At 62.6% G+C, this 12,645-nt stretch carries 15 protein-coding genes; 10 read left to right on the forward strand and 5 right to left on the reverse strand.

All coding sequences use genetic code 11. The features are described 5' to 3' along the window. Window positions 1–68 precede the first annotated feature (68 nt). Window positions 69–716 carry a winged helix-turn-helix transcriptional regulator gene (locus JHX88_RS19580; protein ID WP_076528845.1) on the reverse strand — a complete coding sequence of 216 codons (648 nt, stop codon included), beginning with the start codon at window positions 714–716 and terminating at the stop codon, window positions 69–71. A gap of 107 nt (window positions 717–823) precedes the next feature. On the opposite strand from JHX88_RS19580, the gene JHX88_RS19585 reads away from it, so the two are divergent. The 10 genes from JHX88_RS19585 to JHX88_RS19630 all read left to right on the forward strand — a co-directional run bounded on the left by JHX88_RS19585 (window position 824) and on the right by JHX88_RS19630 (window position 9,850). After that, entirely contained in the window at window positions 824–1,264 is a 441-nt protein-coding gene (locus tag JHX88_RS19585; protein ID WP_076528843.1) for a VOC family protein, read from the forward strand. A 119-nt stretch (window positions 1,265–1,383) separates the two neighbouring features. After that, the gene (locus JHX88_RS19590) at window positions 1,384–2,091 is read left to right on the forward strand and encodes a DUF899 family protein (RefSeq protein WP_272848117.1); all 708 of its coding nucleotides are present in this window, start codon (window positions 1,384–1,386) and stop codon (window positions 2,089–2,091) included. Between the two features lie 115 nt (window positions 2,092–2,206). Then, window positions 2,207–2,989, forward strand: coding sequence for a serine O-acetyltransferase (locus JHX88_RS19595; RefSeq protein ID WP_076528841.1), 783 nt, complete (start codon window positions 2,207–2,209; stop codon window positions 2,987–2,989). Continuing rightward, window positions 2,989–3,873, forward strand: a complete 885-nt coding sequence (locus tag JHX88_RS19600; protein WP_076528839.1) for a VOC family protein — start codon at window positions 2,989–2,991, stop codon at window positions 3,871–3,873. The genes JHX88_RS19595 and JHX88_RS19600 overlap by 1 nt, the downstream gene beginning before the upstream one ends. Window positions 3,874–3,877: 4 nt before the next feature. Further along, entirely contained in the window at window positions 3,878–5,017 is a 1,140-nt protein-coding gene (locus JHX88_RS19605; protein WP_076528838.1) for a M20 aminoacylase family protein, read from the forward strand. Between the two features lie 23 nt (window positions 5,018–5,040). Further along, window positions 5,041–5,925: a LysR family transcriptional regulator gene (locus JHX88_RS19610; RefSeq protein WP_272848118.1), complete on the forward strand. Its 885-nt coding sequence runs from the start codon at window positions 5,041–5,043 to the stop codon at window positions 5,923–5,925. A gap of 100 nt (window positions 5,926–6,025) precedes the next feature. Next, window positions 6,026–6,919, forward strand: a complete 894-nt coding sequence (locus JHX88_RS19615; RefSeq protein WP_076528834.1) for an NAD(P)-dependent oxidoreductase — start codon at window positions 6,026–6,028, stop codon at window positions 6,917–6,919. After that, entirely contained in the window at window positions 6,912–8,462 is a 1,551-nt protein-coding gene (locus JHX88_RS19620) for an aldehyde dehydrogenase family protein (protein ID WP_176011505.1), read from the forward strand. Before JHX88_RS19615 ends, JHX88_RS19620 begins: the two co-directional genes overlap by 8 nt. An 84-nt stretch (window positions 8,463–8,546) precedes the next feature. Then, a complete protein-coding gene (locus tag JHX88_RS19625) occupies window positions 8,547–9,371 on the forward strand; it encodes a DUF3100 domain-containing protein (protein WP_076528832.1) in 825 nt (274 codons plus the stop codon). Between the two features lie 2 nt (window positions 9,372–9,373). Then, window positions 9,374–9,850: a hypothetical protein gene (locus JHX88_RS19630; protein WP_076528830.1), complete on the forward strand. Its 477-nt coding sequence runs from the start codon at window positions 9,374–9,376 to the stop codon at window positions 9,848–9,850. 58 nt (window positions 9,851–9,908) lie between these two features. Here the strand turns inward: JHX88_RS19630 and JHX88_RS19635 are convergent, their stop codons facing one another. From JHX88_RS19635 to JHX88_RS19650, 4 genes are all read right to left on the reverse strand, one after another. Continuing rightward, window positions 9,909–10,304: a (R)-mandelonitrile lyase gene (locus JHX88_RS19635; RefSeq protein WP_076528829.1), complete on the reverse strand. Its 396-nt coding sequence runs from the start codon at window positions 10,302–10,304 to the stop codon at window positions 9,909–9,911. A gap of 34 nt (window positions 10,305–10,338) precedes the next feature. Then, complete coding sequence (locus JHX88_RS22395; protein ID WP_419182373.1) at window positions 10,339–10,527, reverse strand: YtoQ family protein; 189 nt, start codon at window positions 10,525–10,527, stop codon at window positions 10,339–10,341. Between the two features lie 122 nt (window positions 10,528–10,649). Beyond that, window positions 10,650–11,390, reverse strand: a complete 741-nt coding sequence (locus tag JHX88_RS19645) for an SDR family oxidoreductase (RefSeq protein WP_076528827.1) — start codon at window positions 11,388–11,390, stop codon at window positions 10,650–10,652. Next, window positions 11,387–12,628: an FAD-binding oxidoreductase gene (locus JHX88_RS19650; protein WP_272848119.1), complete on the reverse strand. Its 1,242-nt coding sequence runs from the start codon at window positions 12,626–12,628 to the stop codon at window positions 11,387–11,389. The genes JHX88_RS19645 and JHX88_RS19650 overlap by 4 nt, the downstream gene beginning before the upstream one ends. Between the last annotated feature and the right edge of the window lie 17 nt (window positions 12,629–12,645).

The raw sequence follows: 12,645 nt of genomic DNA on the forward strand, positions 1-12,645 counted from the left end.
CCAATCCAAGCATCTTCCCTGCAATCACCTCGAATTGCGGATGCAAGTGCAGGCGATGCAACAGGTGGTCACATCGTGTCTATTTTTGGCGGCAGAGGAAATAGCTTCACGAAATCCTCAGCCAAGCTATGGCTTCCTTCCAGCAGCAGATCACCAGAGGCTTGTGCATCACTGATCGGACGACCGCCATAGACGACCGAAGCGATCGCCATGGGGGATCCGCTGAATATCAAATCGACATCCTCAGGCTCGTCCCGGCGAATGGCGATCTCGTTGCGGTTGGCGTGCGCGATGAATCCCTCTTCCCCCATACGGAAACCGATCAAGGCCTCGATCCCCCCTGCATACATCGTACGGAAGGACAGCATCAACGATGCCTCCGACAGGGGTAATGTCGGGTCATGCGCGGGCGACCTGACCGCCCATCGGCCTAGCACCTTGATCGCTTCCTCGCTTTCATAGCCCCAAGGCGTCAGCTCGTAGACCCACACCGATGCGGGTGGCGGCAGCTTGCGGCGAAGGACAATCCCTGCCTGCTCCAGCCCTGCCAGCCTCTGGGTCAGCACATTGGCGCTGATTCCGTTGAGGCTGGCACGAAGATCGCCAAAGCGGCGCGGCCCGAACATGAGTTCGCGCACCACCAGCAGCGCCCAACGCTCTCCGATCAGTTCCAAGGCGAATGCCGTGCCACATGCGTCATCATACCAGCGTTTCATTGCCGATTCACCATTTTAATTATCTTTATTAACTTTTGTATTGTGTTTTATAACTTAACAAGGAATCCTCGTCAAATACCGAATCTCGAAAATCAGGGAGGCCCGAAATGCCCAAGTTGATCTTTGTAAACCTGCCCGTCGCCGATGTGGAAAAGTCCGTTGCCTTCTATCAGGCAATCGGCGCCACCAAGGATGAGCGCTTTTGCCAGGAAGCCGCGGCAGCGATGATGGTCTTCTCGGAAACGATCACGATCATGTTGCTGAGCCACGAACGTTTTGCAGATTTCACATCAAAGCAGATCATTGACGCCAAGACGCAGGTCGAAGCCCTGCTTTGCCTCAGCGAAGATAGTCGCGAGGCTGTCGATGCCACCCTGGCAAAAGCGATGGCAGCTGGGGCCAAGGCCGATCCAACCCCACGCCAGGAGATGGGCGATTACATGTATGGCCGCAGCTTCGAGGATCCCGACGGCCACATCTTCGAACTGATGTGGATGGATGTCGACAAGGCGATGGCGGCATGGAGCGAAGGAGCAGCGGCACAGTGATGCCCGGGCGGCACTGTCGTCAAAGCGGCAGGGCAAACACATGATGTTTTTCACGAACAGAACAGTGCCGCCGGGCACCCGGAAGCTTCGCCCGACGGCCAGCAAGGGAAGGAGACAGAATGATGACCGATACCGGAAATCTCGTACCCGCAGCGGAGCTTGCGCGTTTGAACGAAGCCAGCTTCCCCAATGAATCCGCCGAATATCGCGAAGCGCGCAATGCATTGCTTGCCGAAGAAATCGAGCTGCGCCGCCATATCTGGCGCGTCGGAGAAATGCGGCGCAGGCTTCCGTCGGGCGGCGAGGTCACCACGGATTATCGCTTTGTTGGGCCGGATGGCGAGATTGGCCTCGACGCCCTGTTCGGCAAGCACGATACGCTCGTCATCTACAGCATGATGTATGGTCCCCAACGCAAACAGGGCTGCCCGATGTGCACCGCGCAGCTAAGCTCGTGGGATCCTGAGGTTCCACATCTGGAACGGCGGATCGCGCTCGCGGTCGTTGCGCGTTCGCCATATGAACGGATCGCCGCCTATGGGCGCGAACGCGGCTGGAAGCATCTCAGGCTCTATTCCGATCCGAACGGAGATTTCACCGAGGATTTCGTCGGCGGTCGCGATGCCGACATGCCTGCCTACACGGTCTTTCGACGCGACAATGGCAAGATCCATCATTTCTACAGCGCCGAGGGCAATTCGAAAATGGCTGATCCCGGCCAGGACCCGCATAATGCCCCCGATATGAACCCGCTATGGATCCTGCTCGACACCACCCCCGAAGGCCGGGGCACCGACTGGTATCCGAAACTGGCATATGACGACTGAACGCCTGAGTTCTCTCGCGTTCTCATTTCGGCAACATAGTGAACTGAAATCCCGGCTTGATCGGATCGCCGATTGGTTCATGCTGACAGTCAACTCGACAGATGGCATATGAACCATGACAGCGACTGAAACTGCCACCCGATTGATCCGCGACACGGCGGAACTCTTTGCAGCTGAACCGGCCCTATCGTCGTTGTTCGGCTATGACCCCTCCTCGGTGTCCGACATACCCCGGCTGTTCGCGTCTGTCCTCTCTGCCTGCCTGCCCGAAGGCACTGCCCGCCAGTCGGTTCGAAAGTTGGCGGAAAAGGTTTTTCGAGACGATACGCAGGCGGTCGATGCCGCCCTGACCGATCTGGCGGCGACCGCTGCCCGCGACATCGATCCCGGAGGCATGGCGGGAGCGCTGCATTTCGCCCATGGCTATCACGTCCTGATGGCCTATCGCCTGACGAACGCGTTGTGGCGGCGGGGGCGGCATTCCCTGTCGCTGGCCGTCAAGGGCCAGTTCACGCGCACTCTTGGGGCCGATATCATGCCGCAGGCGCGGATCGGCCGTGGGGTCTGGCTGGATCATGGGCTGGGCGTGGTGATCGGCCAGACGGCAGTGATCGAGGACGATGTCAGCCTCTGGCACGGGGTCACGCTTGGCTCTACCCTGGCGGATCGCGGCGAGCGGCGGCATCCGTGGCTTTGCCGGGGCGCCACCATCGGCGCGGGTGCCGTGATCCTTGGCGGTATCGAGATCGGTGCGGGTGCCGTCGTCGCCGCCGGGGCGGTCGTCACCCACCCGGTGCCCGCCGGCGAGCTGGTCGCCGGACCAAGGGCCGAGCTGCGCGAAAGGCGGCCCGGCGGATTTCAGGGCTTCGTGCCGACAGACCGGATCGGGAGGGAATGATGACCGGGGCATTGGGCATTGATCACCCGCTTGTCGGCGTCCGCGATCTGGAAGCGGCACGCAGGACCTACCAGTCACTGGGTTTCGCGATGAAGCCGCCGGGCCGACATCCTTGGGGCACCTCGACCGCACTGGTGATCTTTCGGCGGCAATTACTGGAGCTTGTCAGCATATGGGATGACGGGTTGCTGGACAGCCATCCCGCCGGAGAGTTCCGCTTTGGCCGGCATGTCGCCTCGCATCTAGCACAGGGTGAAGGCGTGGCACTGAGTGCGCTTTACAGCGACGACGCCGAGGGCGATGCGACGGCGGTCGTCTCGCGGGGCGGGCATTGCGAGGGCACGATCCGCTTTGGCCGCGATGTGGTGCTGGCCGATGGCACGACCGACCGCACCTCGACCGTGCTGAAGATTTTTACCCGCCCGGAGCTCTCGCGCCTCTCGATTTTCGTCTGCCAGCAATTCCGCCGCGACCTGATCGAGTTTCCAGAATGGATGGATCATCCGAATGGCGCAACCGGCTTTGCATCGGCCACCATCCTTGCCGAATCAAAGGATCACGACCGGGTCCGCGACTGGCTGCAATGCCTGCATGGCGTCACGGCAGAGCCGACCGCATGGGGGTTTCGGGTCCGCACAGGCAACGGCTGGTGGAGGGTGGCCAGCCGCAACAACGCCGAAACGCTGTTCGGGCCAGTGCCCGAAATGCTGGCCCCGGACGGCGCGCCCTCGGTCGCGTCGCTGGATCTGCGCGTCACCGATCTGAACCGCCTCCACCCCTTCCTGAAGTCGGGCGATTTCGCCTATAGAGAAATCGATCGCCAACTGGTGCTGACCGAAACGGACCGATTGGGCGGCATTCTGCTGAGTTTTCAGGAAGGATAAGCGCATGTTCGACAGCGAGCACATATCCGAAGCCGTCGCGTGGCGGCACGACCTGCATCGCCATCCCGAGCTGGGCTTTCAGGAAGACCGGACATCCGGCCTAATCGCCGGATTGCTGGAGGGCTGGGGATGGCAGGTCCATCGCGGCCTAGCCCGGACCGGGGTCGTGGCACGGCTGGGCGAAGGCGGGCCATCCGTCGCGTTGCGAGCCGATATCGACGCACTGCCCATCGAGGAGGCCACGGGGCTCGACTACGCCTCGGTCCACCCCGGCAAGATGCATGCCTGCGGCCATGACGGGCATACCGCGATGCTATTGCTGGCCGCGCGGCAGATCGCGGCTGAGGGGGTTCGACGCGGAACCGTCACGCTGATTTTTCAGCCTGCAGAGGAAAACGATGGCGGCGCGCGGGTGATGATCGAGGAAGGGCTGTTTCGGGAATTCCCCTGCGATACCGTCTATGGCATCCATAACTGGCCGGGGCTGCCTCCGGGACGGCTGGTTGCCCGCGATGCCGAGATGATGGCCGCCTTTGCCGTCTTCGAGATCGTCATCAATGGGCGCGGCAGCCACGCCGCGATGCCCGAGCAAGGCGATGGCGTGATTGCCGCGACATCCCGCCTGACCGGGGCGTTGCAGGAATTGCCGGCGCGGCGGCTGTCGCCGCTGGATCCCGGCGTGGTCTCGGTCACGCAGATCCATACCGGATCGGCATGGAATATCTGCCCCGACCGGGCCGTGCTGCGGGGTACCGCCCGGTGGTTCTCGCCAGGGGCGGGCGATGTTCTGGAGGCGCGGCTCGCCGAGGTGGCGCAGGGTATCGCGGCAGCGCACGGATGCCACGCAACGGTGGATTATCAGCGTCGCTACCCGGCGACGATCAATTCCGCACCAGAGGCCGCATTGGCGCGGCAGCTTGGCGAAGCCATGGAACTGGACACAACCGAGACCGGCCCCAGCATGGCCTCCGAGGATTTCGCCTTCATGCTGAACGAGCGGCGCGGGGCCTATATCTGGCTGGGCGCCGGGCGCGACAGCGACAATCCCGGACTGCATTCGGCGCAGTTCGATTTCAACGACGCGGTTCTGCCAACGGGCGCGGAATTCTGGGTGCGGCTGGCTCGTCGGGCCGCCGGTGATTGATGGAAGGGCCGAGCAACCGATTCTTGCGGGAATTTTTGATCGTGGCGCAGGAAGGCTCGATCCGCCGCGCGGCAGAGCGGCTGAACATCGCGCCTTCGGCAGTCAGCCGAAAGCTGGCCGATGCCGAAACACGGTTGGGCGTCACGCTGCTGGAACGCAGCTCGCAGGGGATCGTGCTGACCGATGCCGGGCGGCTGGTCCGTGAACATGCACTGCATATGCGGGACGAACAGACCTTCCTGCTGGATCAACTGGGCAGGTTCAGGGAAAGCGGCGGTCAGCCGGTGCGCATCGCGGTTGGCGAAGGCTTCGCCGCCGATCTGATGCAGAACGGATTGGCGCCCTTGGGCCTTGCGCATCCGCAGCTGCGCTTTCGCACTGATCTTGCCGGAACCGAGGAAATCCAGCGGAGAGTAATCGACGGCGAGGCGGATATCGGCATCGCCTACAATCCGGTACCCACAGAGAGAACGGCTTCGCTCGCCATTGCGCGGCAGCCGCTTTGCGCCATTGTTCCGGCCGGCTCCCCCTTGGCCCGACGCGAGCGTATCCCGCTGGCCGAGATGCTGGCACTGCCGGTCGCGATGCTCGATGCGCGCCACGCGATCCGGACGCTAGTGGGTCGCGCGGCAAGCGATCAAGGGCTGGCGCTGCGCCCGCAGGTAGAGACCTCTTCGATCGCCGCGCTGATCCGCTATGTCGGCGCGGGAATGGGAGGAACCTTTCTGCCGCGCTTTTCGGCCTCGATCCAGGCAGCGCGGGGAGAGGTGGCGATCGTCGATCTGGACGAGGAATCGCTTCAGCATGTCAGCGCCCACCTGATGGTACGCGCGAGGCGACGGCTACCTTCCCCGGCGGCGCTCACCGCCGAATATCTCGCCGCACATATGGTGGCGTTTCGCGGCTGAAGTGTTGCCGGCACGGCAACACAACGTATCATAATTTTCATCTATCCAGGAACAGCCGGTCATCCGACAGTCGGACAAACAGTCAGGCAGCGGAGGCATTATGGGTCAATCGGTTGGCGTCATCGGGCTGGGGGCGATGGGAATGGGCATCGCCCAGAACCTGCTCCGTGGCGAGTTCGCGGTATTGGCCTATGATCTTTCGCAAGCTGCGATGGCCCGTGCCGGCGATTCCGGCATCGCTATCGCCGCCTCCCCCGTCGAGGTGATGCATGCCGCCGATACGGTCGTGCTGTCGCTCCCCCTTGCCCGACATGTCGAGGAAACCATCGAGGCAGGCTTCGCGGCAGGCGTGTTCGACAATCGGCAAGGGATGGTCATCATCGACACGTCGACTTCCGAGACTGCGGTCAGTCGGCGATTGGCGGCAAGGCTGGCCGAGGCCGGGCATGGTTTTCTGGATGCGCCGGTCAGCGGCGGACCGCAGGGGGCGGCGAACGGGGCGCTGTCGATGATGATCGGCGGCGACGCCGAATGGGTGGCAAAGGCGCAGCCGGTGCTGGATAGCATGGCCGCGAAGGTGATCCATGTCGGCGATAGCGGTGCGGGGAATATCGCCAAGCTGGTCAACAACATGCTGGTCGCCTGCCATATGCTGACCACCGCCGAGGCTCTGCGCCTCTCCGAAGCGGCGGGGCTGCCCGCCAAGGATGCCTTGCGGGTCATCAACAGCGCCACCGGCCGCAGCGCGCTGAGCGAGGTGCATTTCCCGAACTGGGTACTGACCCGCAGTTTCGACAGCGGCTTCAGCGCCGGGTTGATGCGGAAGGATGTCCGCCTTGCGCTTGAACTGGCCTCGGATGCCGGTTGCACGATGCCGGTTTCGGAACTGGTGGCGGAACTGTGGTCCGAGGCTCGCTCGGGGTTGGAAGATACGGATGATTTCATGTTGATGGGCGATCCCGCCGCCCACGCGAAGGAAAGAACAGATGACTGACGACATGCCGCATATCCATATCGACAGCAGGGTGGAAATTGCCCGGCTACTGGCGGAACTTCTGGGCTCGGGACAGGTGCAAAGCCATGTCGGCGGGCAGTTGATGGCCGGTGATGGCGAGATGCTGGCGCTGACCGACCCGGCCACGGGCAAGGTCTTTGCCGAATTCCCGGATGCCGGACAAGCCGTCGTAGATACGGCCGCCGATGTCGCGGAGACCGCGCAGCGGCAATGGTGGGCCAAGACCGCCTCGGAGCGCGGCCGGATCATGATCGAGATCGGTCGCCAGATCCGCGCCCATGCCAAACCGCTGGCGCGGCTGGAGGCTATCTCGTCCGGGCGCCCGATCCGCGACACCGGCGGAGAGCCGGCCCGCATGGCCGAGATGTTCGAGTATTACGCGGGCTGGTGCGACAAAATCGCCGGAGACGTGATCCCCGTACCCAGCAGCCACCTGAACTATACGCGGCACGAGCCCATCGGCGTCGTCACACAAATCACGCCGTGGAACGCCCCGCTCTTCACCTGCTGCTGGCAGGTCGCCCCGGCGATCTGCGCGGGCAACGCGGTACTGCTGAAGCCGTCCGAACTGACGCCGCTAACATCGCTGGTGATCGCGGCGCTATGCGAGAAGGCCGGAGTACCTGCCGGGCTGGTCAACGTGATTGCCGGGCGAGGACCGACCGCCGGTCAGAAGATGATCGGTCATCCCGCCACCGGGCTGGTGGTCTTTGTCGGCTCGGCGCAGGGCGGAGCCGCGATTGCCGCCGCCGCCGCGCGCCGGCTGATCCCCTCGGTTCTGGAACTGGGTGGGAAATCCGCCAATATCGTCTTTGCCGATGCCGATATCGACCGCGCAGTAGTGGGCGCTCAGGCAGCGATCTTTGCCGCATGCGGGCAAAGCTGTGTGGCGGGCTCACGGCTGCTGGTGCATCGTTCGATCCATGCCGAGATGGTCGAGAAACTGGCGGGGGCCGCCGCACGCATTCCCGTTGGCATGCCGCTCGATCCGGCGACGCAGATCGGCCCGGTAAACAATGCGCGGCAGTGGGACAAGGTGGACAGCATGGTCCGCACCGCTTCGGGCGAAGGCGCGCAGATCGTGACGGGCGGGGCAAAACCGCAGACGCTGACCGGAAGCGGTGGATATTTCTATGCCCCCACGGTGCTGGACGGCGTGGTCCCCGATATGGAGATCGCCCGCGAAGAGGTGTTCGGCCCGGTGCTGTCGGTGCTGAGCTTCGAGGACGAGGACGAGGCTGTGGCCCTGGCCAATGCCACGCCCTACGGGTTGGCGGGCGCGGCCTGGACGCGCGATGTCGGGCGGGCGCATCGCATGGCGGCGCGGGTCCGGGCCGGGACCTTCTGGATCAACAGCTACAAGACAATCAATGTCATGTCGCCCTTTGGCGGCTTTGGCCAGTCTGGCTATGGCCGTTCATCCGGACGCGAGGCGCTGGCGGCCTATACGGCCACGAAATCGGTCTGGGTCGAAACCGCGGACGATCCGGCCATCGGCTTCGGATACGCGCCAGGCCGATGAGCCGGAACCCGGCTGACAAGACCCGAAAGCTTCCATAAACGGTCCAGTGACGAAACCGGGCCGATATCAACAGAGAGGGCACCCATGGAAAACACGAAGGACATTCTTCTGGACTGGCGCCTGCATGCAAGCGTGCTGGTCATCACCATCATCGCCGAGGCCATCGGCGTCATCGCGGTTCCCATCGGCATCGGCTCGATCCTGCTGCTGCCGCTGCTTTACGCCTTTGTCATGGGACTGGCGATCAATCCCAACGTCCTGCGCAAGGCGGGCGCATGGCTGGGGCAGCGCGAGGTCAAGGCGGCCTCGCCGCTGATCGTGATCGCCATCATGCCCTTCATCGCCAAGTTCGGCACGATCATCGGCCCCTCGATGGAGCAGATCATCGCCGCCGGCCCGGCACTGATCTTGCAGGAGCTGGGCAATCTGGGCACCATCGTGCTGGCCTTCCCGGTCGCGGTATTGCTGCTGGGCATGGGGCGCGAGGCGATCGGCGCCAGCTTTTCGGTCGCGCGTGAACCCAATATCGCCATCATCGCCGACAAATACGGGCTAAAGAGCCCGGAAGGCGCCGGCGTCATGGGTGTCTACGTGATCGGTACGCTGTTCGGCACCTTCATTTTCGCGATCCTCGCCTCGCTGCTGGCAACCGCCGGGGTCTTCAGCATCGAGGCCCTGGCGATGGCCTGCGGGATCGGCTCGGGCTCGATGATGGCGGCATGCTCGGGTGCGCTCGCCCATGCCGTGCCGGAAATGGAAGAGCAGATCCTCGCCCTGGCCGGGGCCAGCAACGTGCTGACCTATGCCACAGGGCTGTATCTGTGCATCTTCGTCGCCCTGCCGGTGACCGAGAAGCTGTATGACCTTCTGGGTCGCAAGGAACCCGCAACCGCCAATACCGGAGAGTGATCATGAGCAACGCGGATATCCCCCTCGACCCCGAAGCCGAAACCCAGCCGGATCTTTTCCAGCAAGCGCTACTGCTGATCGCCGTCTGCGTGATCGCCCTTGTGGGCAATACGGTGGCGACGGATGCGAGTGTGATGCAGGGGCTGGTCGGGCTGATCATCCTGTACCTGATCGCGATGGCTGGGCTGCTCCTGACGCATCTGGTTCCGGTCAACCTGCCCTCGGTGGCATGGATCTCGCTGGTCGGAATCGTGGCGACTCTGCCATGGACACCGGGAAGCGGCTGGCTGCTGGAAAGGGTCGCGCATGTCAATTTCCTGACGCTGGCCACGCCCTGCCTTGCCTATGCCGGGATCGCTATCGCCCGGCGCGAGATCGAGATCGCCAAGGCCTCGGGATGGAAGATCTTCATCGTCGCGGTATTGGTGATGACCGGCACCTATGTCGGCTCGGCATTCGTGGCGGAGTTGTTCCTGTAAGAAGTTGGCTGGCAACCCGACCACGGAATCATGTGATTGGGTTTTCTCCAGACAATTGTCAGTTCGAGTAGTCGGCGTCGGTGACCGACTCCATCCAGGTAACAGGTGACCCATCGATGGATTCCTGTATTGCGATATGACTCATGGCGGTGTCGGGAGCGGCGCCGTGCCAGTGCTTTTCCCCTGCCGGAAACCAAACTACATCGCCAGCGCGGATTACTTGAACCGGTCCACCCTCACGTTGGACACGGCCACAACCGAAGGTCACAATCAGGGTCTGGCCGGCCGGATGGGTGTGCCATGCGGTGCGCGCGCCCGGCTCGAATGTAACATGGGCGCCGCTGGTGCGACCCGGAGCTTCGGCCGAGAACAGCGGATCGATGCGAACAGGACCGGTAAACCAGTCAGCCGAGCCGGCGTGAGAGGACGTTTGCCCCGGGCGGGTGATTTTCATTTGCCAATCCTTTCGTTTGTTTGCATTCGATGCATCATCTGCTGACTATCGTCGAGATGCCCTTCATCCCGTGGCCGACACAGACGCTGCCCCTACACCTTATATTCTCGCCGGAACACACCACGACCACCTCGCTGCGTGCGATTGCTGTGCAGGTTCGCAAGGCACTCAGCGATGCGCCTTTGCGATCATGCCAGAACTTGCTGTCTTCGGCACCGAGAATATCGGACTCCGCAGTCTTCTGAGGCGGCGTGGCCGGTTACAGATCGATCCAGGCATATGCAATTGCAACTGAGGACTTCTTCGGACAGTAGTCCCATAGCCCAGCGCGTGCTACCATGCCGCTCAGCTGCCGATACGGGTTTTGCGGAAAATAGGCTCAGGTATGGCACGGATAATGCCCATGATCACCCGCCAGATCGGCTTGACATAGACAACGGATCGCCCCCGGGCGACGGCCTGAAAGATCGTCTCGGCAACCGCCTCGGGGCGGGCGGTCAGTGAGCCTGGCAATCCCATCCCCTCGGTCATCCGCGTGTAGACAAAGCCCGGCTTGATTGTGACGACATGCACGCCTGAATTCGACAGGCGGTTTCTCAGCCCCGAGAGATACGCGGTGAACCCGGCCTTGGCCGAGCCGTAGACATAATTCACAGCCCGCCCGCGGTCACCTGCAACCGAGGAAATACCAACAAGCGTACCGCTTCCCCGGGCCACCATCCGTGCCGCGAAGAGTTCCAGAACCTGTGCAGGCGCCTCGTAATTCGTGCGCATGACAAGGGCCGCGGCAGCTGGGTCGGCCTCGCTCTCCGCTTGGTCACCCAGCGCCCCGACCGCAGAGACCACGATACCGGGCATTGGATCGAAAGCATTTACGAAGCCGCTTAGCGCGTCGGTGTCGAGCGCATCAAATTCGTGCAACGTCGCCTCAACGCCATGTCGGATGGCGATATCGGCACGCGCCTCTTCTAGATCGGCTGCATTTCGGGCGGCGAGGGCTACCGGATGTCCTGCTGCAGCGAAGTGATGGGCCACGGCGAGGCCGATGTCGGAGCGTCCACCTAGAACGAGAACGATGTCTTTCATAGAAGCAGTCTTTCGGATTGCGCTGATGCGAACGCTTGGTCGAGATCTGATTCTTGCCGCATCGTACAGAATGCATCTGCACGTGGATCGGCTTGGCGGAGCGTTGTGGCGGTAAGGCGCGCGTCCTTGGCCAGATAGAAGCGTCCGCCATGATCCAAGGTGATGGCGTCGAGCCGATCAAGCAGCGAAAACGTCCGCGCGCTTACCGGGAAATCCAGCGCCAGCGTATAGCCTGGCATCGGGAACGAGAACCGGCCGTTTTGCTGACCAAACCGCTTCAGCACCGTGAGAAACGATCCTTGTCCGGACGCGGCTGTCTCGGAAAGCAGTGCCGCTAACCCCGCCTTGGAGCTCTCAAGCGGCAGCACGCACTGGAATTGTAGAAAGCCGCGGCGGCCATAGATCCGATTCCAGCCGAGAACGGCATCGAGCGGATAGAAATAACTGTCCCAGTCAACCAGCGTTTCGCGCGAAGCGCGTTGAGCACGTCTCCAATAGAAAGCGTTGAAGGCGCGAACCGAGAAGCGATTGAGTATGCCGGTCGGAGCATTGAAGGGCACGGATAGGTTGCGCTTGCGCGGTGTCCTGAATGGGTGCGATCGGTAGGCGTGTGGCAGTTCTTCTGCACCAACATGCTCTCCGGTCATCACCAGCGACCGACCGAGCGCCGCCCCCGAAGCGATGCAATCGACCCAGGCAACCGAATAAGTTGCATCGTTCGCAGACTCGAAGACGTCCATCGCCTCGGCGAGGTTCGGCGCCGCGACGGTCTGTTGTGCGATCCAGCCGCTTTCGACAGGGCGAAGCCGGATACAGGCACGCAAAATCACGCCGGTCAGCCCCATTCCACCGACGCTCCAGGCAAAGAGATCGGCATTCTCCTCCCGGCTTGCTCGCGTGATCTCACCGTCCGCTCCCATCACGTCGATCCATTCGACGAAATTGCCGAAGGAGCCGTCTCGGTGATGGTTCTTGCCATGAATGTCGGCCGCGATCGCACCACCTAGTGTCACGAACTTCGTTCCGGGCGTTACCCAGGGGAACCAACCGCGGGGCAGAAAGGTCGCAATCACGTCGCCGAGGATTACTCCGGCCTCGGCCACGAGGCACCCGGTCTGTGCATCGAACGACAACATCCGGTTCAATCGCCGCATGTCGAGTGTGGCCGCCGCCCCTATCGCGCTATCGCCATAGGCTCGCCCGTTGCCACGTGCAACAACACCGCCTTTCCCGATCATTGCTCGCAAGTCGTCCA

This window comes from Paracoccus saliphilus, from assembly GCF_028553805.1.
GTDB lineage: Bacteria > Pseudomonadota > Alphaproteobacteria > Rhodobacterales > Rhodobacteraceae > Paracoccus > Paracoccus saliphilus.